Here is a 23,886-nt window from a genome sequence, read left to right as displayed (position 1 = left end):
CGTCCGGCGCCGCGCCGCCGATCCGTCCGCACGCGTACACGGGTTTCCGCCCGATCCGTTGAATGGTCCGGTCCCTCGATACGTACCTCCTGACGCCGCCGCACTGGCGATACTGCCCAGCAGGCCGAACAGCCGGTCATTTCACGGCCGTTCGACCGGCGGTTGATTGCACGCCGTCACGCCTCGGCCCGGGAGACACCTCTGTGCGACGCATCAACGGAACGGCCCTCATCATCGCGGCGCTCGTCGCGACGCTCGGCGCACTCGCCTACCCGGTCTGGTCGTACGCCGACCGCTCCGGGACCGGTCGGGCCAACCTCGACGCGTCGTCCACCCCGACCCAGTGGGGCCCGCTCTCCGCGACCGACCGGGACTTCCTGGTGAAGGTGCGCCTGGCCGGGCTCTGGGAGCTGCCCGCCGGGCAGCAGGCGATCGAGCGGGCGCCGACCGAGGCGATCAAGGCGGCCGGGGACCACCTGGTGGTCGGGCACACGGATCTGGACCGCCGGGCGCGGGACGTGGCCGCCAAGCTGGGTGTGGAGCTGCCGAACCAGCCGACCGAACAGCAGCAGGGCTGGCTGCGGGAGATGACCGCGGCAAGCGGCGAGGAGTACGAGCGGAAATTCACCAACCTGCTGCGCAACGCGCACGGCAAGGTCTTCGCGCTGGTCGCCCAGGTGCGGCACACCACCCGCAACGCGCTGATCCGGCAGCTGGCGACCGATGCCAACGTGACCGTGCTCGACCACATCACCATGCTGGAGGGCACGGGCTTCGTCGACTTCGACGCCCTGGCGCGCGAGGCGGCGGGCGCGGCGACGGCCAGCCCGACCGGTCCGCCGGTGGCGCCGAGGGGCTCGGTCCTGCCGCAGCCCGTGCCGGCGGCACCGACCGGGGACCAGTCGTTCACCTCTCGGCCCTCCACGGCGCCGATGCCCTGAGCGGCGGGGCACCGTCCCGGGCCCGGACGGAACCTCAAATCGAGCTCTGAACGTCCCCCACTTCGGGTTCACGGCTGTGCGCAGGGGTCATGACCCCTGCACGGAGCGGAGGAGGGGGACAGCATGAAGCTGGGAATCGGGATCGGCTGGCGGCCGGAGATCGCCGACGCGGTGGAGGCGCTGCCGGGGATCGACTGGGTGGAAGCGGTCGCGGAGAACCTCTGCGACGACCATCTGCCCGCCTCCCTGGTACGGCTGCGGGAGCGCGGCGTCACCGTGGTGCCGCACGGCGTGTCACTGGGCCTGGGCGGGGCCGACCGCCCCGACCCCGGCCGGCTCGCGGGCCTCGCGGCTCGCGCCACCCTGCTGGGCACGCCCCTGGTGACCGAGCACATCGCCTTCGTCCGGGCGGGCGGCGCGCGCACGGGGTCGCCCGTGCTGGAGGCGGGGCACCTGCTGCCCGTCCCGCGGACGTGGGCGGCGCTGGACGTGCTGTGCGAGAACGTCCGGGTGGCGCAGGACTCGCTGCCGGTGCCGCTGGCGCTGGAGAACATCGCGGCCCTGGTCTCCTGGCCGGACGAGGAGCTGACCGAGGGACAGTTCCTGGCGGAACTGGTCGACCGCACGGGGGTGCGGCTGCTCATCGACGTGGCCAACCTGCACACGAACCACGTCAACCGGGGCGAGGACCCTGCCAGGGCCCTCGACGAGCTGCCGGTGGAGGCCATCGCGTACGTGCACGTGGCGGGCGGCGTGGAGAAGGACGGCGTCTGGCACGACACGCACGCCCACCCGGTCACCGCGCCGGTGCTCGGCATCCTCGCCGAGCTGCGCTCCCGCATCTCCCCGCCCGGGGTCCTGCTGGAGCGCGACGACGACTTCCCGCCGGCCGCCGAACTGGCCGGTGAGCTGGACGCGATCCGGGCGACGCTCGACGCGGGCGGGGACCGCGCACGACGGCCGGCCCCCGGCACGCCGAGGACGTCGGCGGATCCGAACCCGGCGCCGGAGGACCTGCGTGACCGGGTCGCGGTCGCACAGACCTCGCTGCTGTCCGCCCTCGTCGCCGGCACGCCCGCCCCGGAGGGCTTCGACCGCCGCCGGCTCCGGGTCCAGAGCCTGGCGCTGGCCGCCAAGCGCGCCGATGTCGTCGCCAAGGTGGCCCCCGAACTCCCGGAGATCCTGGGACGCGGCTACCGGGACCAGTTCCTCGCCTACGCCGGATCCCGGCCGATGTCCGCCGGATACCGGCGCGACGCCCTGGACTTCGCCGAGCACCTGCTCCTCACCGGCCGCCCCGACGACGCCTCGGCCCGTCGCCGGCTGACCCACTGGTGGCAGGACCGGGCGGCGCCGCGGCCGCCCCGCCGAGCCACGCGACTGGCCCGGGCGGCCCGTTCCGTACTCGTAGGAAGGTGACCGGGATGAACACACTGGCCCTGGTCCTGAATCTCGCCGTGGCGGTCTCCTCGACGTTCCTGATCGTGGGGTCGGGCCGCGCCCGCCGCGGCCCCGGCGGCGGCCCGGTCCACGATCTGTCCGAGGTGGCCTTCCTGAACGGCGGGCCCGGCCGGGTGGTGGACACCGCGCTCGCCGCGATGCAGGAGGACGGCCGGCTGCTGGTCGGCGGACCCGGGATCGTCGCGGTCCAGCGCCCCGTCGCCCACGACCCGGTGGAACGGGCCGTGCTCCAGGAGCTTGCCGCGGCCCCCAGCGGCGCGCTGCCCGCCCTGCGGACCGCGGTGATGCGCCATCCCGCCGTACAGGAGGTCGGTGACGGCCTGGCCGGGCGCGGACTGCTGAACCCGCCCGGGGCGAACCTGAAATGGAGCGTCTGGGGCAGGGCGCAGGGGGCCGTCTGCCTGCTGGGCTTCCCGGTCGCCTTCGTGCTGACCCTCGCCACGTTCTCCGGGGAGGGCCTCCCGTTCATCCTCCTGGTGTTCCCGGCCCTGGTCGCCGGCACCTTCATCGGGCTGATCCGCGCGTCCGTCGCCCGCTCCCGGATCACCGGGGCGGGCCGCAGGGCCGCCGCCGAGTTCCGTTTCGCCCACGCGTCCCGGACGGACGCCGCCCATCTGGTGGCGACGGCCGGGCTCCGGGCCCTCCCCGACCCCGGGCTGCGCACGCATCTGATCGCGGCGGCCCGGACGCGGCCCACGGCGTCGGCCGCGCCCTCGCACCACACCTCGGACTCCTCGGGGCTGCTGCTCGTGCCGTCGGTGTGGTGTGCCGGATCGAGCCCGGGCGGCGGCTGCGGCAGCTCCGCCGGAACCGGCGGCGGGGGCGGCGGCTGCGGCTCGGGCTCCGGGTCCAGCTGTGGTTCGGGGTCCAGTTGCAGCTCCGGATCGGGGTCCAGCTGCGGTTCGGGGTCCAGCTGCAGCTCCGGATCGAGCTGCGGCAGCAGTTCCTGAGCGGTCGCTGTCCGCATGGTGGAAATCCCTGGCGCTCCGGACCGGTCTCGCATAGAAATCCGGCATGCTCTGGGTTCTGTTCCTGCTGGTCGCATGGGGTGCGGCGGTCATCTCCTGTGTGCGGCTGTGCCTCGCGGCCGCCCGCCTGGCCCCGCCGCCGGACGGCTCGCCGCGGGAGAGCCGGCGCGCGGGGGGCGGCCCCGAACTCACGCTGTACGAGACCGCGTTCCTGGCCGGCGGTCCGCACCGGGTCGCCGACCTGGCGCTCGTCACCATGCATCTGCGCCGCCGGCTCCTGCTCGCGCACACCGGCTGGGCGACGGTGGTCGACCCGGACGGCCGGGACGAGGTGGAGCGCACGGTGATCCGCGCGATCGGCCCGCAGGGGCAGTCACCCATACCGCCGGTCCGCTCGGCGGCGGCCGCCGCCGATGCCGTACGCGCCCTCGCCGACCGGCTCGTCGCCGCCGGGCTGGCGCTGCCGGGCGGGGCGGGGACGGACGTCGTGGCGGCGGTGCGGGCGGTGCGCGGGGCCGCGTTGCTGGTGGCCGCGATGGGCACCGCCGCGCTGCTCACGCCCGGCCGCGAGCAGGGTCCGGACGGATCCGGCGTGCCGGTGCTCGTCTGGTTCGGGCTGCCGCTCCTGCTGACGCTGGGCTGTCTGGCCATCGCCCGGATGGAAGTGCATCCGTACAGCTCGTGGGCCTCCCCCGCCGGACAGCGGCTGCTGAACGCGCGCACCGCTTCGGCGGGCGGCCCGGAGGGCGATGTGCTGGTGGCGGTCGCCGTGCGGGGCGTGGCCGCGGTGGCCGATCCCGGGCTGCGGGCCGCGCTCGGCGGCCGGGGCGGCGCCGCGCAGATCTTCCCGTAATGACACCGGTGCGGCGCGCTGGAAGCGCGCCGCACCGGGAGCCGAACCCGGTGTCGCTGGAACGGCGGCCGGCACGGGGTGCCGGTGGTTCCGCCGTCTGATCTTCCGGGTTGGGGTGGTCGGAACCCGCTCGCTACGCGAGCCCGGCCACCAGGTCTGCGACCGACTTGCGCCGGCCGGTGTAGAAGGGGACCTCTTCGCGGACGTGCATCCGCGCCTCGGAGGCACGCAGGTGACGCATCAGGTCGACGATGCGGTGCAGCTCGTCGGCCTCGAACGCGAGCACCCACTCGTAGTCGCCGAGGGAGAACGAGGCGACGGTGTTGGCGCGCACGTCGGGGAAGCCGCGGGCCATCTTGCCGTGGTCGGCGAGCATGCGGCGACGGTCCTCGTCGGGGAGCAGGTACCAGTCGTAGGAGCGCACGAAGGGGTACACGCTGATGTAGTCGCGCGGCGTCTCGTCGGCGAGGAACGCCGGGACGTGCGACTTGTTGAACTCGGCGGGGCGGTGCAGCGCCATGTTCGACCACACCGGGTCGAGGCTCTTGCCCAGCCGGGTGCGCCGGAAGAGGTTGTACGCCTCCTGGAGCGCGTCCGACGTCTCGGCGTGCCACCAGATCATGACGTCGGCGTCGGCGCGCAGACCCGAGACGTCGTAGGTGCCGCGCACGGTGATGTCCTTGGCCGCGAGCTGGTCGAACAGCTCCTGAACCTCACCGGAGTACGCCGCGCGGTCCGTGTCAGCGGGCAGCACGTCGCGCAGCTTGAAGACGGACCACAGCGTGTAGCGGACGACGTCGTTGAGGTCCTTCGCCTTCTTGCCGGCGTTGGGGGCCTTGCTTGATGTCACAGTCTCGGGAGCACTCATACGGCTATTGTCCCGCCTCGCTCCGGGTGCCCTGAACCAGGGTGGGGGTGGCGATGATCTCCCCGCCGTTCTCCGCGTCGCCGGCTCCGGTGCCCTTCGCTGCCGGTACGTTCTCCCCGGCGACGTCCCGGGCGATCTCGTCCGCGGCGCGGTGGGCGCTCGCGACGCAGGCGGGGATGCCGACCCCGTCGTAGACCGCGCCGCAGACGCGCAGCGCGGGCAGTTTCGCGACCTCCTCGCGGATCCGGGCGACACGGCCGAGATGGCCCACGGGGTACTGGGGAAGTCCGCCGATCCACCGGGTGACCTCGGTGGCGACGGGCTTCGCCGTCAGTCCGGTCGCCGCGGCGAGGTCGGCCAGCGAGACGCCGACGAGTTCGGCGTCCTCGCGGTGCAGATGGTCCTCCTCGCCGTAGCGGCCCACCGAGGTCCGCAGCACGAACAGGTCGGGCGCCGCGTCGGCGACCCACTGCCACTTGTGGCTGGAGAAGGTGGCGGCCTTGATGGTGTGGCCGTCGACCGGGGGCACCAGGAAGCCCGAGCGGCCGTCGAAGGCCTTGGAGCCCGTCACGTCGGATCGCCGGAAGGCCATGGTGACCAGGGCCATCGACGCGTACTCCACGCCCGCGAGCTCGGCGGAGGCGGCCGGGGACTCGGCGGCGAGCAGGGTGGAGGCGGACCAGGCGGGGGCGGCGAGGACGATGCCGTCGGCGGTGATCACCCGGGTGTCGGTGCGCACGTCCCAGCCGTCGGCGCCACGGGTCAGGCCCAGCACAGGGGTCTCGGTGAGGATCTCGCCTCCCCCGGCGCGTACGGCGTCGGCCACGGCGCCCGGCAGGGTACCGAGGCCGCCGTCGATCCCCTGGAAGACCGGCCCGGTCTGCTGCCGGGCGGCGGCCTGCTCCTGGATGCGGGTGACCCCGTCGAGCAGGGAGCCCGCCCGCCGGGCGACCTCGAAGAGCTGGGGTACGGCGGCGCGCATCGAGATCCGGTAGGCGTCGCCCGCGTACACCCCGCCCAGGAGCGGCTCGACCAGCCGGTCGACGACCTCGCGGCCGAGCCGGTCCGCGACGTACGCGCCGACGGCCACGTCGTCACCGACCTCGGTCGGGGTCAGGTCGCGTTCCTGCGCGATACGGGCGAGGCCCTCGGGCGAGAGCACGTCGCCGAGGACCGACGGGTCGCCCGGTACCCCCATCACATGGCCCTTGGGCATGGGGCGCAGCGCGTCGCGCGTCCACAGCGCGGCGGTGGCGGTGGCGGGCGGCTGAAGCCGCCCGCCGAGGCCGACGGCGCGGGCCAGCCCGACCGCCTCCGGGCGCCGGGCGAGCATCGACTCGGCTCCGAGGTCGACCTGCACGCCCGCGACCTCACCGGTCATGAGCTTGCCGCCGAGCCGGTCGGTCGCCTCCAGGAGGGTGACCCTCAGCCCGGTGCCGACGAGCCGGTGGGCGGCCGCGAGTCCGGCGATGCCGCCGCCGATGACGACGACGTGGCCGGGGGCCCTGTCCGCACGGTGTGGTGAACGCTGCATGCCCCCACTCTCTCAAACCTCTACCGAGTCCTGACCGTGACCGCTTCGAAACCGGTTTCCCGAAACCCGGACCACTGCCCCGTACGTCGAACCGGCGCCATCAATCACCCGTCCTGGGGGGACAGTTATGCAGGCAGCACCCATCACCCGTACCGGCAGACGGACCGGCGGCCGCACCCGCACCGCGCTCGCCGCCGGACTGCTCACCGCCGTCCTCGCGCTCAGCGGCTGCGGAGCGTCCGGGGGCAGCGACGACTCCGGCTCGGCCTCCGACGAGCGCGCCCTGTCCGCCGGCGAACAGAACGGCGGACAGAACAAGGCGGCCGCCGCCGGGGAGGCGGCGGCCGACAGCAAGGAGGGGGCGCCCCGGTCGGGGACGCCGAAGAAGCCGAATCCGGTGACCGCCGCGCATGTCATCCGCACCGCGTCCCTGTCCGTGGAGGTGAAGAGCGCGTCCAGGGCGGCGGCCGCCGCACGTACGGTCGCGCAGAACGCGGGCGGGCTGGTCGCCAACGAGTCCACCGAGCAGGTGGATGACACGCACGACTCCTCGCATCTCGTCCTGCGCGTGCCCCAGGCCGAGTACGACGGTGTGCTGCGTGAGCTCTCCGGGGCGGGGAAGCTGCTCTCCCGCACGTCGACCGCGAAGGACGTCACCGACCAGGTCGTCGACGTGGAGAGCCGCATCGCCACGCAGCGGGCCAGCGTGACGCGGGTGCGCAAGCTGATGGAGCGGGCCGAGAAGCTGGTCGACGTGGTGACCCTGGAGGGCGAGCTGAGCAGCCGTCAGGCCTCGCTGGAGTCGCTGCTCGCGCAACAGGCCTCGCTCGAGGACCGTACGACGCTGGCCACGATCACGCTCGACCTGACGGAACCGGAGTCGGCTTCCGAGGACGACAGCGACGACCCGGGGTTCGTGGACGCGCTGGGCGGCGGCTGGCACGCCTTCCTGACGATGCTGCGGTGGCTGGCGATGGCGGTGGGTGCCGCGGCCCCGTTCCTGGCCGCCGCGGCCGTCCTGCTGGCCCTGTGGCGCCTGCTGCGCCGCCGCCGGGGCGGGGAGGCGGGGCAGCAGCCGCCGGCCGCCGGGTAACGGACTCCGGGGGTGCCGCGGCACCCCCGGAGTTCCGGGCGCCGTAGCGTGGACCCTTCGGACTGTGCCTCGAAGGGACCTGGCATGACGACGGAACGCATGGTGGTCATCGGCGGTGACGCGGCGGGCATGTCCGCCGCGTCCCAGGCGCGTCGGCTCAAGGGCCCGGACGAGCTGAGCATCACCGCCTTCGAGCGGGGCCACTTCACCTCGTACTCCGCCTGCGGGATCCCGTACTGGGTCGGCGGTGACGTGGCGGAGCGGGACGACCTGATCGCGCGGACCCCCGAGGAGCACCGGGCCCGCGGCATCGACCTGCGGACGCGCACCGAGGTGACGGAGATCGATGTCGCGGGGCAGCGGGTGCGTTCCGTGGACCGGGACTCGGGCGAGACGTCCTGGACCGGCTTCGACAAGCTGGTGATCGCGACGGGGGCCCGTCCGGTGCGGCCCGCGCTGCCCGGCATGGACGCGGCCGGGGTGCACGGCGTGCAGACCCTGGACGACGGGCAGGCCCTGCTGGACACCCTGGACCGGGTGGAGGGGCGCCGCGCGGTCGTCGTCGGCGCGGGCTACATCGGCGTCGAGATGGCCGAGGCGATGCTGAAGCGCGGCTTCGAGGTGACCGTGCTCAACCGCGGCGAGCAGCCGATGGCGACGCTCGACCCGGACATGGGGCGCCTCGTCCACGACGCGATGGACGGGCTCGGCATCACCACGGTGAACCGGGCCGCGGTCACCGCGATCCGCACCGGGCCGGACGGCCGGGTCGCCGCCGTCGAGACGGCCGACGCGTCGTACCCGGCGGACGTGGTGGTGCTCGGCATCGGGGTGGAGCCGGAGACGACGCTGGCGCGGGCGGTCGGCTTTCCGGTCGGGCCGCACGGCGGGCTGCTCACCGATCTGTCGATGCGGGTCGTGGGCCACGACAACATCTGGGCGGGCGGCGACTGCGTCGAGGTCCTCGACCTGGTGGCGGGCCGCACCCGCCACATCGCGCTGGGCACGCACGCCAACAAGCACGGCCAGATCATCGGGTCCAACGTCGGCGGCGGCTACGGGACGTTCCCGGGCGTGGTCGGCACGGCGGTGAGCAAGGTCTGCGACCTGGAGATCGCCCGTACCGGTCTGCGGGAGAAGGACGCCCGCGCGGTGGGCCTGCGCTTCGTCACGGCGACGATCGAGTCGACGGGCCGGGCGGGCTACTACCCGGGGGCACGGCCGATGACGGTGAAGATGCTCGCGGAGTACCGCACGGGGCGGCTGCTGGGCGTGCAGATCGTGGGCCGGGACGGGGCGGCGAAGCGGGTGGACGTGGCGGCGGTGGCGCTCACCGCCGGGATGACGGTCGAGCAGATGACGGCCCTGGACCTGGGCTACGCCCCGCCGTTCTCCCCGGTCTGGGACCCGGTCCTGGTCGCGGCCCGCAAGACGGTCACGGTGCTGCGGAAGGCGGGCACCGCCTGAGCGGCGCCCGCCTCCCCGCCGTTCAGCGGGCGGTGCTGGTGTGGACGTACTCGACGAGGCGCGACAGCGCGTCCGGGTCCATGTTCGGCATCACGCCGTGGCCCAGGTTGAAGATGTGGCCCTCCAGGCCGGCCGCGGCGTCCAGGACCTCCTGCGTCTTGGCCTCCACGGCGGCGGTCGGGGCGAACAGCACGGCGGGGTCGAGGTTGCCCTGGAGCGCCTTGCCGGGGCCGACGCGGCGCGCGGCCTCGTCCATCGGGACCCGCCAGTCGACGCCCACGACGTCCGCGCCGGCCTCGCCCATCAGGCCGAGCAGTTCACCGGTGCCGACACCGAAGTGGATGCGCGGGACGTCGTAGGAGGCGACGGCGTCGAAGACCTTCGCGGATGCGGGCAGCACCGAGCGGCGGTAGTCGGCGGGGGCCAGCGCGCCGACCCAGGAGTCGAAGAGCTGCACGGCGGAGGCGCCGGCCTCGATCTGGACCTTGAGGAAGGCGCCGGTGATCTCGGCGAGGCGGTCGAGCAGATCGGCCCAGAGCTCCGGGTCGCCGTACATGAGGGCCTTGGTGTGCTCGTGGTTGCGGGACGGGCCGCCCTCCACGAGGTAGCTCGCGAGGGTGAACGGCGCACCCGCGAAACCGATCAGCGGGGTGGAACCCAGCTCGGCGGTGAGCAGGCCGATGGCTTCGGTGACGTAGTGGACGTCGTCGGGGGTGAGATCGCGCAGCCGGGCCAGGTCGGCGCGGGTGCGGACCGGTTCGGCGATCACGGGGCCGACGCCGGGCTTGATGTCGAGGTCGATGCCGATCGCCTTGAGCGGGACGACGATGTCGCTGTAGTAGACCGCGGCGTCGACCTTGTGGCGGCGGACGGGCTGCATCGTGATCTCGGCGACGAGCTCCGGCATCGTGCAGGAGTCGAGCATCGGGATGCCCTCGCGCACCTTCAGGTACTCCGGCAGCGAGCGCCCCGCCTGGCGCATGAACCAGACCGGCGTATGCGGCACGGGCTCACGGCGGCACGCCTTCAGGAACACCGAGTCGTGGGTGGCGGAGGTCTTCGTCTGGTGGCCCGAGGGGCGGTCAATGGCGCTCACGCACAGAATCTTCGCACGCGTGCGGAAGGAGCCCTGCCCCGCACGGGTGTCCTTTCGCGCGCGGGGCTCCGGTTCCGCCTACGCTTCCCCGCATGGCTCCGGCGCAGGGACACTTCTCCGATCAATCCGATGGTGCTGACGGCACGGACAGTGCGGAGGGTGGTTCCGTCCCGCCCGCGTTCCGTGCGGCGGTGGACGCGCTGCGCTCGGCGCGGCTGAGGCCCGAGCTGGAGGTGGAGCCGACGAGGCCACCGAAACGCCTGGCTCCGTACGCGTACGCGCTGGAGGCGGCGGTCGTCGACGGCGAGGACGATCTCGCGGACGGGCGGCTCGTCCTGCTCCACGACCCCGCCGGGCACGAGGCCTGGCAGGGCAACTTCCGGCTGGTGACCCTGGTGCGCGCCGAGCTGGAGCCGGAGATGGCCTCCGACCCGCTGCTGCCGGAGGTGTGCTGGTCGTGGCTGACCGGTGCGCTGGAGGCGCGCGGTCTGTCGTACGGGGAGGCGGGCGGCACGGTCACCCGGGCGGGTTCGCACTACTTCGGCGCGCTGGCGACACGGCGTCCGGCGACGCAGATCGAGATCCGGGCGTCATGGACGCCGCGCGAGGGCCGAGGCGGGGTGCCGGACACGGCGGCGCATCTGATGGCGTGGGGCGACCTGCTGTGCCAGATCGCCGGCCTACCGCCGTCGGAGCCGGTGGACGCGGCCGTGGTGACGCTGCCGCAGCGGCGCGGGCCGCAGGTCTCGTAGGGCGCCGCCCGCGCGTTCCGCACCACGTTCCCACCACCCCGAGGTTCCGTGACGCTGCGTCACGGAACCTCGCACATGTACCGGCTCTCTTTTCGTACAATCGATCGCGCGTCCTATTTGCCCGAATTGTTACTCACCAAATAGTGATCTTCCTCTAAAGGAGCAGGGGTCTGCTGCCGAAGGAGTCAATGACCCTTCAAGCACGGTTCGCCCCGGCTTCATCCCCGAGCCGGCCCGTCCCGCCACTCCCCAGGAGGCCTGGTGTCCGTTCTCCTCGAGCAGCCCGCAAGCCTGGTCGCCTACCGCCCGAACAAGCCGACGGCCATGGTCGTCGTGGCCGACCCGCGCGTCCGTTCCACCGTCACCCGCCATCTGTGGGCACTCGGAGTACGTGACGTCATCGAGGCGTCGTCCATCGCGGAGGCCCGCCCCCGCGTCGGCAACCCGCGCGACATCTGCGTAGCCGACGTCCACCTGCCCGACGGTTCCGGGCTGACCCTGCTGTCCGAAACCCGAGCCGCCGGCTGGCCGAACGGCCTCGCCCTCTCCGCCGCCGATGACATCGGCGCGGTGCGCAACGCCCTCGCGGGCGGCGTCAAGGGGTACGTCGTCACCGGCACCCGTACGAACATCGGCCACCCCACCCGTCCCGGCGTCGCACCCATCGGCGCCACCGCCGCCCGTATGCACCGCCGGCCCCCCGGCACCCCGAGCCACCCGGGCGGCTACCGCGAACTGTCCGGCCGCGAGGTGGAGGTCCTGCGGCTCGTCGCCGAAGGGCAGTCCAACAAGGCCATCGGCGTCTCCATGGGGCTGTCCGCCCTCACCGTCAAGAGCCACCTCGCCCGAATCGCCCGCAAGCTCGGCACCGGAGACCGCGCCGGCATGGTCGCCGTCGCCCTGCGCACGGGCATCATCCACTGAATCCGCAACGAAACCGCACCCCCGCCGGTGTGCAGAAATGCGGAACCGGCTGGAATACATGCATCGGCGCCCGTCTACGGATCATTCCGTCGACGGGCGCCGTGCATACACAGATACCCTTGACACGTGACCGACGCCCAAGAGACCGCAGCAGACACTTCACTGCGAACCACCGGGGGCGCCCCCCCGGACGACGTCGCCCCGGCGCCGATCCCCTTGCTCGAACCTCGCGAGGGCATTCCACCGGTGGTGGCCTCCGACGATGCCCTGGCCGGGGTGATCGCCGCCTTCGCCGCGGGCTCCGGCCCGGTGGCCGTGGACGCCGAGCGCGCCTCCGGTTACCGGTACGGACAGCGTGCCTACCTCGTACAGCTGCGCCGTGACGGCGCGGGAAGCGCGCTCGTCGACCCGGTCGGCTGCCCCGATCTGTCCGGGCTCGGTGAGGCGCTGAGCGGCACCGAGTGGATCCTGCACGCGGCGACCCAGGACCTGCCGTGCCTGCGTGAGATAGGGATGACCCCCACCGGGCTCTTCGACACCGAGCTGGCCGGACGGCTGGCAGGCTTCCCGCGGGTCGGCCTCGGCGCCATGGTCGAGAGCGTGCTCGGCTACTCCCTGGAGAAGGGGCACTCGGCCGTCGACTGGTCGACCCGCCCGCTGCCCGACCCCTGGCTGCGCTACGCGGCGCTCGACGTCGAGCTGCTGATCGACCTGCGCAACGCCCTGGAGGAGGAGCTGGACCGGCAGGGCAAGCTGGAATGGGCGCAGGAGGAGTTCTCCGCCATCGCCTCCGCGCCGCCCGCCCCTCCGCGTCTGGACCCGTGGCGTCGCACGTCGGGGATGCACAAGGTCCGCCGGCGCCGGCAGATGGCGGTGGTCCGGGAGCTGTGGACCATGCGTGACCAGATCGCCCAGCGCCGCGACATCTCCCCCGGCAAGGTGCTCGGCGACGCGGCGATCGTGGAAGCCGCCCTTTCGCTCCCGCCGAACGCCCAGGCGCTGACCGCGCTGCCCGGCTTCGGCCACCGCATGGGCCGGCGCCAGCTGGAGCAGTGGCAGGCAGCCGTGGACCGGGCGAAGGAACTGCCCGAATCGGAGCTCCCGCAGCCCGGCCAGCCGCTGGCCGGACCTCCGCCGCCGCGCGCCTGGGCGGACAAGGACCCGGCCGCCGCGGCCCGGCTGTCGGCCGCCCGCTCGGCCGTGTCCGAGCTCGCGGAGCGGCTGAAGATGCCGCAGGAGAACCTCATCACCCCCGACACCGTGCGCCGGGTGTGCTGGGAACCGCCGAAGAATCTGTCGCCGGACACGGTCGAGAACGCGCTGCTCGGATACGGGGCGCGGCACTGGCAGATCGAGCAAGTGGCCCCGATCCTGCTGCGCGCGCTCGCCGCGGAGGCCTGAGAAGGCATCGGGCAGGGGCGTATTCACGCCAGGTTGGTGCGGCCCGTGGGCCGCTCACCGCGTTCCCTCCATGGCCCGGACGGCCCCTTTTCAGGGCCGTCCGGGCCTTTTCGCGCATGTGACCTTCGCCGCTCCCGCCACAAGGACTGGGCAGTCTGGTTACCCGCAAGTAGCATGTGGGTGGCGGCACGCTCCTGGGCGTGCCCCGCAGCAGTGCCATCCCGCACCCTGGAGGAGAGCCACCGTGCCTCGTACCATCCGGGACGTCGTCTTCGTCGACGGCGTCCGCACCCCGTTCGGCAAAGCGGGCCCGAAGGGCATCTACCACGAGACCCGCGCCGACGATCTCGTCGTGAAGGCCATCCGGGAGCTGCTGCGCCGCAACCCGGACTTGGACCCCGCATTGATCGACGAGGTCGCCATCGCCGCGACCACGCAGATCGGCGACCAGGGCCTCACGCTGGGCCGCACCGCCGGAATCCTGGCCGGGCTGCCGCAGTCGGTCCCCGGTTACTCCATCGACCGCATGTGTGCGGGCGCCCTGACCGCCGTCACCTCGACGGCCGGCTCCATCGCCTTCGGCGCGTACGACGTCGTCGTCGCCGGTGGTGTCGAGCACATGGGCCGCCACCCGATGGGCGAGGGCGTGGACCCGAACCCGCGCTTCGTGTCGGAGAAGCTGGTCGACGAGTCCGCCCTGTTCATGGGCATGACCGCGGAGAACCTGCACGACCGCTACCCCACGATCACCAAGCAGCGCGCCGACGAGTACGCGGTGCGTTCGCAGGAGAAGGCCGCCAAGGCGTACGCCAACGGCAAGATCCAGCAGGACCTGGTGCCGGTCTCCGTGCGCCGCACCAACGCCGAGGCCGGTGAGACGGGCTGGGGCCTGGTCACCGCCGACGAGCCGATGCGTCCGGGCACCACGATGGAGTCCCTGGCCGGTCTGAAGACCCCGTTCCGTGCCCACGGCCGCGTGACGGCCGGTAACGCCGCGGGCCTCAACGACGGCGCCACCGCCTCGCTGCTCGCCGCCGAGGACGTCGCCCGCGAGCTGGGCCTCCCGGTCAGGATGCGCCTCGTCTCCTACGCCTTCGCGGGCGTCGAGCCGGAGGTCATGGGCTACGGCCCGATCCCGGCCACGGAGAAGGCCCTGTCGAAGGCGGGCCTGTCCATCTCGGACATCGGCCTCTTCGAGATCAACGAGGCGTTCGCCGTGCAGGTGCTCGCCTTCCTGGAGCACTACGGCATCGCCGACGACGACGCGCGCGTCAACCAGTACGGCGGCGCGATCGCGTACGGCCACCCGCTGGCCTCCTCCGGTGTCCGGCTGATGACCCAGCTGGCCCGCCAGTTCGAGGAGCAGCCCGAGGTCCGCTACGGCCTGACGACCATGTGCGTCGGCTTCGGCATGGGCGCGACGGTCGTCTGGGAGAACCCGCACTTCGACGGAGGCAACAAGTGAGCACGACCACCACTGAGCTTCTGAAGGGCGCGGCCGAGCTGTTCCCCGGCGAGGTCGTCACCCAGGCGCACGTACGCCACCTGGACCTGCCGGGCGGTGCGGGCAACTTCGCTCTCATCACCCTGGACAACGGCCTGGACCACACCAAGCCGACCACCTTCGGACCGCAGTCGCTGGCGAACCTGAACGCCGCGATCGACCAGGTCGAGAAGGAGGCCGCCGAGGGCACGATCACCGGTATCGGCATCACCGGCAAGCCGTTCATCTTCGCGGTCGGCGCCGACCTCAAGGGCGTCGAGCTGCTGAAGGAGCACCAGGACGCGCTCGCCATCGGCAAGGGCGGCCACGACGTCTTCCGCCGGCTCTCCGGCCTCGCGGTCCCGACGTTCGCGTACTACAACGGCGCGGCGATGGGCGGCGGTGTCGAGGTCGGTCTGCACTGCTCGTACCGCACCGTCTCCAAGGCGCTGCCCGCGTTCTCGCTGCCCGAGGTCTTCCTCGGTCTGGTCCCCGGCTGGGGCGGCTGCGCGCTGCTCCCCAACCTGATCGGCGCCGACCGCGCGGTCTCGGTGATCATCGAGAACTCGCTCAACCAGAACCGCCAGCTCAAGGGCAAGCAGGTCTTCGAGCTCGGGATCGCCGATGCCCTCTTCGAGGGTGCGGACTTCCTGGAGCAGTCGCTGATCTGGACCGCGAACGTGCTGAACGGCACGCTCACGGTGGAGCGCCCCGAGGTCGACCGCGGTGACGCCTGGGACCAGGCCGTCGCCCGCGGCAAGGCCATCGCCGACTCCAAGGTGCACGGCGCCGCCCCGGCCGCGTACCGCGCGCTGGAGATCATCGCCGCGGCCAAGGACGGCGACCTGGGCGCCGGGTTCGACCGTGAGGACCAGGCCCTCGCGGACCTGATCATGGGCGGCGAGCTGCGCTCGGGCATCTACTCGTTCAACCTGGTCCAGAAGCGCGCCAAGCGCCCGGCCGGTGCCCCGGACAAGGCCCTGGCCCGTCCGGTCACCAAGGTCGGCGTGGTGGGCGCCGGCCTGATGGCCAGCCAGCTCGCCCTGTTGTTCCTGCGCCGCCTGGAGGTGCCGGTCGTCCTGACCGACATCGACCAGGCACGCGTCGACAAGGGTGTGGGCTATGTCCACGCCGAGATCGAGAAGCTGCTCGGCAAGGGCCGGATCAACCAGGACAAGGCCAACCGCCTGAAGGCCCTGGTCTCCGGTGTGCTGGACAAGGCGGAGGGCTTCTCCGACGCCGACTTCATCATCGAGGCCGTCTTCGAGGAGATCGGCGTCAAGCAGCAGGTGTTCGCCGAGGTCGAGGCGGTCGCCCCGGCGCACGCGATCCTCGCCACCAACACCTCCTCCCTCTCGGTGACCGAAATGGCGTCGAAGCTGAAGAACCCCGAGCGCGTCGTGGGCTTCCACTTCTTCAACCCGGTCGCGATCCTCCCGCTCCTGGAGATCGTCCGCGGCGAGCAGACCGACGACGCCTCGCTGGCGACCGCCTTCGGTGTGGCCCGCAAGCTGAAGAAGACGGCGGTCCTGGTGAAGGACGCCCCGGCGTTCGTCGTCAACCGCATCCTCACCCGCTTCATGGGCGAGATCCAGAACGTCATCGACGAGGGCACCCCGGTCGAGGTCGCGGAGAAGGCCATCGAGCCGCTCGGCCTGCCGATGTCCCCGCTGGTGCTCCTGGAGCTCGTCGGCCCGGCGATCGGCCTGCACGTCTCCGAGACCCTGAACCGCGCCTTCCCGGAGCGCTTCACCGTCTCCGAGAACCTCGCGGCGGTCGTCAAGGCCGGCAAGCGCGGCTTCTACGTCTACGACTCCGGGAAGCCGGAGCTGGACCCGGAGGTCGCCGCACTCCTGAAGCAGGGCGATGTCGTCCTGTCCGAGGAGCAGGTCCGTGACCGCGTCCTGGACGCGGTGGCGCAGGAGATCGGTCTGATGCTGGACGAGGGCGTCGTCGCCGAGGCCCAGGACATCGACCTCTGCCTGATCACCGGCGCGGGCTGGCCCTTCCACCTGGGCGGCATCACGCCGTACCTGGACCGTGAGGGCGTCTCCGAGCGGGTCAACGGGAAGAAGTTCCTGGCGCAGGGCGTGGCGAGCGTTCCCGCGTAGCACCACCGCATGAGCACGATGAGGGCCGTACGGGATCGCTCCCGTACGGCCCTCGTCGATGCGGCCTCGCCCTAAGGGCTGTCCCGCAATTCCTGGCGGGCGCACGACGACAGCTACGGCACCTCTCCCCCGTAGCCTCAACGGCACGGGGGGACCCCCTCCGTTGTCGAAACGCCCGAATACATCCAGTATGCGGACGCCCCTCCGCCTTGCGATGCACCGCATCTGACGCCGCGCGCTGATCCACCAGGAATCGCGGGACAGCCCCTAGCGGATGCCCTCTTCCTGCACGAACTCGCCCAGCCAGGCGCGGAAGTCCGGACCGAGGTCCTCGCGCTCGCAGGCGAGGCGGACGACGGCGCGCAGGTAGTCGCCGCGGTCCCCGGTGTCGTAGCGGCGGCCGCCGAAGACCACGGCGTGCACGGGACCGCCGAGCGACGGATCGAGGGCCAGCCGGCGCAGGGCGTCGGTCAGCTGGATCTCGCCGCCGCGGCCCGGCGGGGTCGCGCGCAGGACCTCGAAGATCTGGGGGGCGAGGACGTACCGGCCGATCACGGCGAGGTTGCTGGGCGCGGTACCGGGCTCGGGCTTCTCCACGAGGTCGGTGACGGTCAGGACGTCGCCCGCCCCGTCGTCCAGGGGGGCCACGGCCGCGCATCCGTACAGGTGCGTCCGGTCGTCCTCGACCTCCATGAGCGCCACGACGCTGCCGCCACGCTGCTCCTGGACCTCCAGCATCCGCGCGAGCAGCGGATCGCGTTCGTCGATGAGGTCGTCACCGAGCAGCACCGCGAACGGGGCGTCACCGACGTGCGGTTCGGCGCAGAGGACGGCGTGTCCCAGGCCGAGCGGGTTGCCCTGCCGCACGTAGTGGACGTCGGCCAGTTCGCTCGACTCGCGGACCTGGCGCAGCTTGCCGAGGTCGCCCTTCAGCTCCAGCAGGTGCTCCAGTTCGTAGGCACGGTCGAAGTGGTCCTCCAGGGCCCGCTTGTTCCGGCCGGTGACCATGAGCACGTCGTCGAGTCCGCTGCGAACGGCCTCCGCCACCACGTACTCGATGGCGGGCCGGTCCACGACCGGGAGCATCTCCTTGGGAGTCGCCTTGGTCGCGGGGAGGAATCGGGTGCCGAGACCCGCGGCCGGGATGACGGCCTTGCGGGTTCGGCGGTGGTGCGTAGACATGAAGGTGTGCACTCCGGAAGGAAGGGGCGTCAGGCCTTGTCGGGGCTGACGGTGAAGGACAGCTCGTTGCCGGGCGTGAAGAAGACCCTTCCGCGCGCCGGGCCCTGCGTCGGGTGGTGCCAGCGCTGCGTGGGATAGACGTCGATCCGCTTGCGCTCCAGGATGTCGTCGAAGAAACGAGCGAGCCGGATACGCGGACGGCCGGGTTCACGCTCCAGGCACAGGTCCCAGTCGTCGTGGCCGCCCGACGAGGCGGCCACCACCCCGGCGAACGGCAGATGCGCCTCGAAGGCGCCGTCGTGCCCCACGGACACCTGGCCCGACACGGTGGACGCGAGACTCCCCTTGCGGGGCACGGCTCCCAGCCGCAGCCGGGAGAGGTCGGTGCCCGGCGGCACGACCAGGCCGCCGCGCACGATCCAGCCGTCCTGCCCCACCAGCACGGCATGCACCTCGGCATGCTCCGCGCGGTGACGTACGAAGACCGACAGATGACCGTCCGCGGTGCGGTAGGGCACGGGCCAGTACGCGGGGCCTTCCGCCGGGATCCGGCGGACCAGCAGTCCACCGGTGTGGACGCCCTCCACGGCGAGCGGCCGTCGTCGGCCGTCCGGCAGCTCCAGGTCGATGTCGTAGCGGCCCTCGACGAGGACCGGCGGTTCCGCGGGAATCGTGTACACCGACCGCAGGGTGCCCGTCGCCTCGTCCACCGACGTACCCAGGGAGGCCAGCCTGACCAGCGTCTCGCCCCTGCGCGGGGTGACACACAGCGCGGGGGGCTCCGCGCCGGGGTGCAGCAGGGCACGGACCTCGATCGTGCCGTCGCCGCGCACCAGCACCTCCGCCGGGACACCGGCCGAGGGGGCGGACGGGGCCGCGGCGGTGGACTCCTTCGGCACCGAGGCCGCCACATCCCGCAGGAACGCGTCGTAGCGGAAGGAGATCTGCTCGGCGCTGTAGAGCGGCGCGGAGGCGTAGGCGCCCTGGGACAGCTTCTCCCGCTCGGCCGGCTGCTCGATGAGGTAGCGCATCCCCTGGGCCATGGCGTCCTCGTCACCGACGGGAACCAGGATGCCGTTGCGGCCCTGGACGACGATCTCGCCGGGCCCGAAGGGCGCGTCGGCCGCGAGCACCGGAAGCCCGTGGTGCATGGCCTCCACCAGGGTCAGGCCGAAGGACTCGCGACGGGCCGCGCTCACGGCGAAGGAGGCCTTGTCCCACTCGGCACTGAGGTCGGGAAGCGCGCCCATGAGGCGGACGGCATCGCTGAGCCCGTGCGCGTGCACGAGTTCCTGCAGCCGCGCCTGCTCGGGCCCGCGGCCGAAGATGCGCAGCCGCCACTGCGGGTGGTGGGGGGCGACCAGGGCGAAGGCGTTGATCAGCGTGTCGAAGCCCTTGCGCGGTACGAGCTGTCCCGCGGCCGCGATCAGCGGCAGCCCGCGCACCGGGGCGTGCCGGGCGGGCGACGGCACGATGTTGCCGATGCCGGCGAGCAGCGGAGCCCGGTCGCCCAGCTGTCGCCGGTAGTTGTTCATGTCGGCCTGGGTGAGGCAGACGACGCCGTCGATCTCGCGGTACAGCTCCAGCGTCCGCTCGCGCAGCGCCTGGGAGGGCACCATCGAGCCCTCGTGGTCGATGACCACGCGTCCGTAGCCGTGCCGTCCGTGGGCGAGGAAGTACGCGGCGAGCGTCGGCCGGGCCGCGATCACGACATCGGCGCCGCAGCTGCCCAGGTGACCGAGGATCAGGTCGTCGGCCTCCTCGGTGTACTGGTCGGCCCAGTCGTCCTCGCGCGGCATGATCCGGGAACGCTTGCCGCCCTTGGCCTTCGCCGCCCCGTCGCGCCGGTCCTCCAGGTAGCGCACGGTCACGTCGCCGGAGGGCGGGAAGGACGGCCGGTCCGCCGTACGGAAGACCGAGACGATCTCCACCTCGTGGTGGACCGCCAGCGCGGAGGCCAGGCTGCTGGTCGCCCGCGGTACCCCGCCGAAATTGTCGATGCTGTGGAGCAGGAACGAGATCCGCACAAGTGTCCTTGGGGAGGTAGAGGTCCGTAAGGGCCGCGGTCAGTGGTGCTCGGTCACCACGAGCGAGAGTTCGTTGTCCGCGGTGAAGTAGGGGCGCAGTCCGACGACGGCACGGCCGACGTCGGGGCCGAACAGGTCCGCCGGCTCCTCCTGCACCAGCTCCGGGAAGCGCTGCACGTCGCGCCTGACCACCTGGTCGTCGGCGATGCGTGCCACTCTGACCGGTTCACCGCCGCTGCTGTCGGCGAGCAGCACGTCCCAGTTCTCGCGCATGAGCAGCCGGGCCCTCATGGCCTCGCCCATGTTCAGCTCCGCGCCGAACCAGCCGTCCTCGAAGCGCACCCGGCCGGCTGCCAGCGTGTCCGCGGGCGCCTGGCGGCGACGCAGCAGCAGCGTCAGCTCGCCGCCCACCTGCCACTCCCCCTGCAGCCAGCCCGTCAGCCACAGGCTCGTGTCGCCGTAGTCGACGGTCACCAGCTCGGCATGGCTCGGCCGGGACCAGACCCGCAGACGCAGATAGCCGCCCTCGCTCGCGTACGGCAGCGCCCAGTGGAAGTGGTCCAGGTCGCCGAGGTGTCCGACGTCGCGTGCACCGCCGAGCGTGCACCGCCCGTAGCGCAGGCGCCGTTCCTTGCCCTTGCCGTCCACGACGTAGAGATCGGCGCGGCCCTCGCCCAGCACGGCGAGCGCGCGGGCGTCGATCAGGGCCCGGGTCCCGCCGCCCTCGACGGCGAAGTCGACCGCTGTCTCGCGGCCCTTGCCCTGGTCCTTGACGCGCACCGTGCGGGCGCCGGACACGCCGCGCAGGGTGATCTCCCAGGCTCCGTTCGGCAGCACCCGGCAGTCGGCTGTGGGCAGCGGGCGGCTCTCGGCGGGTGCGCCGCCGCCGGTGCGCCGCCCCTTGCCCCAGCGGCCGCGTACCCCGGCCCTGATCGCCGTGAACAGTTCCTCGTACGCGTCGCCGACCTGGTCCGTGCCCGCGGACTGCGCGATGCGCAGGGCCTGGGCCCGGTGCGCGGAGCGCAGTCGCTCGTCCGCCATGTAGCGCTCCAGGGCGCGGGCCGTGGCGTCGACGTCGCCGACCGGCACCAGCAGCCCGCCATGGCCGTCGGCGAGCACCTCGGGAGCTCCGCAGGGCGCCTCCGTGGCGACCACGGGCGTGGCCTGGGCGAGTGCCTCCAGCACCGGACGGGCACTGTCCAGGCGTTCCGCGGTCACCAGGGCGATGTCGGAGTCGTAGAAGTCCTCTTCGCCGGCTTCGCGGTCGAACAGCAGGACGTGGTCGTGGAGTCCCAGCGCGGTGACCAGTTCGCGGGTCTCCCGGCGCAGCGGCCCGGTGCCGAACACCCTCAGCTGCCAGCCCGGTTGGGTCGCGCAGGTCTGGGCGAAGGCGTGCAGCGCCAGATCGACGCGTCGGTGCGAGACCAGCCGCCCCGCGCTGATCACCACACCCGTCGTCGGCTTGTCCGGGCTGTCGGCGAGCAGCACCGGCTCGGCGATGGGCCGCACGCCGACGCCCGCGGCGCGCAGCGCCTGGTATTCGGGCGCGGCGGCGTCGCTCTGGGTGAGCGGGACGACCGCGTCCAGCTCGCGGTAGAGCTCCGTCCAGCGGGCGCGCACCGATTCCGGGAGCCGTTCGACCGGTGCCGGCTGGCGGGCGATGCGCCGCGCGTGGGGGACGCGGCACTGCGCCAGGACGGCGCCGAGCGCGGAGCTGAGCGCGATCACCACGTCGGCGCCGCTCGCGGACAGGTGCTTCCGGAGCCTTGCGTCGTCGGCGCGGTTGTACCGCCGGAACTCGGGGTCGCCGGCGATGACGAGCTGGGAGGTGTTGTCGTCGTCCCGGTCGCCGGCGGCGACCGCGGGGGCCAGGGCCAGGACGTCGACGTTCTCCGGGAGCCGCAGCGCCGGGTGCGGCGCGGCGGCGCCTCGCGCGGTGACGACGCTCACCCGGTGCCCGGCGACGAGGGACTGGGCGAGCCGGGCGGCCGCACGGGCGCCGATGGAGTCGGTGGCCAGGGTGTGGACCAGGATCTCGATGTTCATGGCTCAGGCCGCCGTCTTCTCGTACGGGCTCGGCACCGGGTAGAAGGCCTCCAGGAACCGGTGGAGCAGTTCGCTCTGGTGCTCGATCTCGGCGGGGTCGCTCGCGGAGTCGTTGAGGCAGAAGGTGTCGCGGTCCCGGCGCAGCAGCAGCAGTTCCAGCTTGTGCTCCAGCTCGGGGTCGTCCAGCGCGAAGTAGCCGTAGCGGAGGTCGCCGGGCAGGCTGCGGCCGGAGTAGTAGCCGTAGTAGTGGTGCAGCGAGGAGGCTATGGACAGGTCGGAGACGCTCCGCACGGCGCTGGCGGAGGTGCGCCGGTGCTCTTCGGGGAAGTCCTGTTCGATGGCGGTGAGGATGTCGCGGTTGAGCGCGTACGGCACGTGCTTCATCTTCTGTACGAGGGTGCGGCCGAACCGCTCCTGGATGAGCCGGCGGTTGTTCTTCGCGGCGACCGAGGTGGGTACCTCGTCGGGCTCCGGCGGGCCGTAGGGGACCTGGGCCGGGGACGGGAAGAACTTGGCGATGCCGTTCGGGTGGAAGAACGCGGAGGGCGTGAGGGTCCGGCCGATGAACATGTCGTCGTTGAAGTAGACGAAGTGGCGCGACAGTCCGGGGATGTGGTGCAGCCGGGACTCGATCGCGTGGCTGTTGAAGGTCGGCAGGTGGGAGGGGTCGTCGAAGATCTCCCGGTGGTCCACCACACGGGCCCTGCCGTCGCCGTCCGTCCACCAGTGCGGGGTCTGCCGGTCGGTGACGACGTAGATGTTGCGCACCCACGGCATGAACATCCGTACCGAGCGGAGGCTGTACTTCAGTTCGTCGCGGGAGACGTAGCGGGCCAGGCTCGCCGCCTCCGCGTGGAAGACCTCACCGCGGCTCTCGGCGCGGCGCCGCTGCCAGGCCGGGTCGTCGCCGTCCACCCAGGTGTACACGACGTCGATGGGGAAGGGGTGCTCGTCGGGGAAGAGGATGTCCAGTTCGGGACGGGTGCGGGTCGGACGCAGGGGCGGCACCTCGGACTCGTGGGCCCGGCCGACGAGCCTGGTCATCTGCTCCCCGGGGACGACCAGCTGCTCACGGCCGAGCGAGACGTGCTCGCTGGCACGGTTGCGGCGGGGGGCGGCGAGGCGGTCGACTCCCTGTCCGGGCACGCTCTCCTCGGGCTCCCAGAACTCGATGTCGCAGCCCGTGTCGGCACCGTGCGTCAGGTGTCCCTCCTCCGTGGTGCGGAACCAGAACGCGCGCACGACGGACAGGCCCTTCGCCCGCTCCCAGGTCTTGTCCGACGAGCCCTCCCACGCGCCGTCGCCGGGGGCCATCCCGGTCTTGGGGCGGGCGATGTAGCCCTTGCTGCCCGACAGCCGGGCGCGGAGCGCCGCCAGGGCCTGGGGGCGTCGGCGCGCGTCGACGCCGACCGCGGAGGCCGTGTCGTCGAGGCCCGGCACCGCGAACCAGTCGATCCCCTCGTTCTCCAGGGCGCGGCGGACTTCCAGGTTGTTCAGCTCGCGCGCGGCAAGCGGCGTGAGACGGTCGTGCACCAGCGCGACGCGCTGGTGCATGTCCACGATGACCTGCCGCTCCGTACGGCCCCTGCGCAGTTGCGCCGGCGCGGGCTCCGGGCGAGGGCCGGTGCCCACGGAGGTCTCGCCAGCCGTTTCCCGGCTGGAGGTGTCAAACACGCGGT

Annotated in this window: 18 protein-coding genes; 11 read left to right on the top strand and 7 right to left on the bottom strand. The window is 72.6% G+C overall.

Going from position 1 to position 23,886, the window contains the following annotated elements; genetic code table 11:
* Positions 1-203: 203 nt before the first annotated feature.
* From ACGFZA_RS06995 to ACGFZA_RS06980, 4 genes are all read left to right on the top strand, one after another.
* Positions 204-941: a DUF4142 domain-containing protein gene (locus tag ACGFZA_RS06995; RefSeq protein WP_385279279.1), complete on the top strand. Its 738-nt coding sequence runs from the start codon at positions 204-206 to the stop codon at positions 939-941.
* 123 nt (positions 942-1,064) lie between these two features.
* The gene (locus ACGFZA_RS06990) at positions 1,065-2,360 is read left to right on the top strand and encodes a DUF692 domain-containing protein (protein WP_393677765.1); all 1,296 of its coding nucleotides are present in this window, start codon (positions 1,065-1,067) and stop codon (positions 2,358-2,360) included.
* Between the two features lie 5 nt (positions 2,361-2,365).
* A complete protein-coding gene (locus tag ACGFZA_RS06985; RefSeq protein ID WP_393677763.1) occupies positions 2,366-3,352 on the top strand; it encodes a TIGR04222 domain-containing membrane protein in 987 nt (328 codons plus the stop codon).
* A gap of 64 nt (positions 3,353-3,416) precedes the next feature.
* Positions 3,417-4,223 carry a TIGR04222 domain-containing membrane protein gene (locus tag ACGFZA_RS06980; protein WP_385279285.1) on the top strand — a complete coding sequence of 269 codons (807 nt, stop codon included), beginning with the start codon at positions 3,417-3,419 and terminating at the stop codon, positions 4,221-4,223.
* 133 nt (positions 4,224-4,356) lie between these two features.
* Here ACGFZA_RS06980 and hemQ read toward each other — a convergent pair whose 3' ends face one another.
* Together hemQ and hemG are read right to left on the bottom strand one after the other, a co-directional pair.
* Positions 4,357-5,091, bottom strand: a complete 735-nt coding sequence (hemQ, locus tag ACGFZA_RS06975) for a hydrogen peroxide-dependent heme synthase (RefSeq protein ID WP_148021503.1) — start codon at positions 5,089-5,091, stop codon at positions 4,357-4,359.
* A 4-nt stretch (positions 5,092-5,095) separates the two neighbouring features.
* Positions 5,096-6,625 (bottom strand): protoporphyrinogen oxidase, encoded by a 1,530-nt coding sequence (hemG, locus tag ACGFZA_RS06970; protein ID WP_393677760.1) that lies wholly within the window; start codon positions 6,623-6,625, stop codon positions 5,096-5,098.
* Between the two features lie 127 nt (positions 6,626-6,752).
* Between hemG and ACGFZA_RS06965 the strand changes: the two genes are divergently transcribed.
* Positions 6,753-7,718, top strand: a complete 966-nt coding sequence (locus ACGFZA_RS06965) for a DUF4349 domain-containing protein (RefSeq protein WP_393677758.1) — start codon at positions 6,753-6,755, stop codon at positions 7,716-7,718.
* An 84-nt stretch (positions 7,719-7,802) separates the two neighbouring features.
* Positions 7,803-9,185 carry an FAD-dependent oxidoreductase gene (locus tag ACGFZA_RS06960; protein ID WP_393677756.1) on the top strand — a complete coding sequence of 461 codons (1,383 nt, stop codon included), beginning with the start codon at positions 7,803-7,805 and terminating at the stop codon, positions 9,183-9,185.
* A 22-nt stretch (positions 9,186-9,207) separates the two neighbouring features.
* Here the strand turns inward: ACGFZA_RS06960 and hemE are convergent, their stop codons facing one another.
* Entirely contained in the window at positions 9,208-10,281 is a 1,074-nt protein-coding gene (gene hemE / locus ACGFZA_RS06955) for a uroporphyrinogen decarboxylase (protein WP_385279293.1), read from the bottom strand.
* 92 nt (positions 10,282-10,373) lie between these two features.
* Between hemE and ACGFZA_RS06950 the strand changes: the two genes are divergently transcribed.
* The 5 genes from ACGFZA_RS06950 (at position 10,374) to ACGFZA_RS06930 (ending at position 16,952) form a co-directional block, all read left to right on the top strand.
* Complete coding sequence (locus ACGFZA_RS06950; RefSeq protein ID WP_385279295.1) at positions 10,374-11,033, top strand: DUF3000 domain-containing protein; 660 nt, start codon at positions 10,374-10,376, stop codon at positions 11,031-11,033.
* Between the two features lie 261 nt (positions 11,034-11,294).
* Complete coding sequence (locus ACGFZA_RS06945) at positions 11,295-11,957, top strand: response regulator transcription factor (protein ID WP_093899280.1); 663 nt, start codon at positions 11,295-11,297, stop codon at positions 11,955-11,957.
* A gap of 126 nt (positions 11,958-12,083) precedes the next feature.
* A complete protein-coding gene (locus tag ACGFZA_RS06940) occupies positions 12,084-13,358 on the top strand; it encodes a ribonuclease D (protein WP_385279297.1) in 1,275 nt (424 codons plus the stop codon).
* Positions 13,359-13,602: 244 nt separating this feature from the next.
* Complete coding sequence (locus ACGFZA_RS06935) at positions 13,603-14,823, top strand: thiolase family protein (RefSeq protein WP_385279299.1); 1,221 nt, start codon at positions 13,603-13,605, stop codon at positions 14,821-14,823.
* Positions 14,820-16,952 (top strand): 3-hydroxyacyl-CoA dehydrogenase NAD-binding domain-containing protein, encoded by a 2,133-nt coding sequence (locus ACGFZA_RS06930; protein ID WP_385279301.1) that lies wholly within the window; start codon positions 14,820-14,822, stop codon positions 16,950-16,952. The genes ACGFZA_RS06935 and ACGFZA_RS06930 overlap by 4 nt, the downstream gene beginning before the upstream one ends.
* 267 nt (positions 16,953-17,219) lie before the next feature.
* Here the strand turns inward: ACGFZA_RS06930 and galU are convergent, their stop codons facing one another.
* Genes galU through ACGFZA_RS06910 form a run of 4 tightly spaced genes read right to left on the bottom strand, consistent with a single transcriptional unit; the run spans position 17,220 to position 23,881 of the window.
* A complete protein-coding gene (gene galU / locus ACGFZA_RS06925; protein ID WP_393677751.1) occupies positions 17,220-18,134 on the bottom strand; it encodes a UTP--glucose-1-phosphate uridylyltransferase GalU in 915 nt (304 codons plus the stop codon).
* Positions 18,135-18,163: 29 nt separating this feature from the next.
* Positions 18,164-20,161, bottom strand: coding sequence for a glycosyltransferase (locus ACGFZA_RS06920; RefSeq protein WP_393677749.1), 1,998 nt, complete (start codon positions 20,159-20,161; stop codon positions 18,164-18,166).
* A gap of 39 nt (positions 20,162-20,200) precedes the next feature.
* A complete protein-coding gene (locus ACGFZA_RS06915; RefSeq protein ID WP_393677747.1) occupies positions 20,201-22,207 on the bottom strand; it encodes a glycosyltransferase in 2,007 nt (668 codons plus the stop codon).
* A 3-nt stretch (positions 22,208-22,210) separates the two neighbouring features.
* Positions 22,211-23,881, bottom strand: a complete 1,671-nt coding sequence (locus tag ACGFZA_RS06910) for a stealth family protein (protein WP_385279307.1) — start codon at positions 23,879-23,881, stop codon at positions 22,211-22,213.
* Positions 23,882-23,886: the final 5 nt, after the last annotated feature.

Source organism: Streptomyces sp. NPDC048211, assembly GCF_043202315.1.
GTDB lineage: Bacteria > Actinomycetota > Actinomycetes > Streptomycetales > Streptomycetaceae > Streptomyces.
Note: the sequence above shows the minus strand (reverse complement) of the source record. Positions and strands in the feature narration are given on the sequence as shown.

What these genes read in the sequence shown, in the direction of transcription:
- ACGFZA_RS06990 (WP_393677765.1), top strand. Translation starts at nt 1,065, where the DNA reads ATGAAGCTGGGAATCGGGATCGGCTGGCGGCCGGAGATCGCCGACGCG.
- ACGFZA_RS06985 (WP_393677763.1), top strand. Translation starts at nt 2,366, where the DNA reads ATGAACACACTGGCCCTGGTCCTGAATCTCGCCGTGGCGGTCTCCTCG.
- ACGFZA_RS06980 (WP_385279285.1), top strand. Translation starts at nt 3,417, where the DNA reads ATGCTCTGGGTTCTGTTCCTGCTGGTCGCATGGGGTGCGGCGGTCATC.
- hemQ (WP_148021503.1), bottom strand. Translation starts at nt 5,091, where the DNA reads ATGAGTGCTCCCGAGACTGTGACATCAAGCAAGGCCCCCAACGCCGGC.
- hemG (WP_393677760.1), bottom strand. Translation starts at nt 6,625, where the DNA reads ATGCAGCGTTCACCACACCGTGCGGACAGGGCCCCCGGCCACGTCGTC.
- ACGFZA_RS06965 (WP_393677758.1), top strand. Translation starts at nt 6,753, where the DNA reads ATGCAGGCAGCACCCATCACCCGTACCGGCAGACGGACCGGCGGCCGC.
- ACGFZA_RS06960 (WP_393677756.1), top strand. Translation starts at nt 7,803, where the DNA reads ATGACGACGGAACGCATGGTGGTCATCGGCGGTGACGCGGCGGGCATG.
- ACGFZA_RS06950 (WP_385279295.1), top strand. Translation starts at nt 10,374, where the DNA reads ATGGCTCCGGCGCAGGGACACTTCTCCGATCAATCCGATGGTGCTGAC.
- galU (WP_393677751.1), bottom strand. Translation starts at nt 18,134, where the DNA reads ATGTCTACGCACCACCGCCGAACCCGCAAGGCCGTCATCCCGGCCGCG.
- ACGFZA_RS06915 (WP_393677747.1), bottom strand. Translation starts at nt 22,207, where the DNA reads ATGAACATCGAGATCCTGGTCCACACCCTGGCCACCGACTCCATCGGC.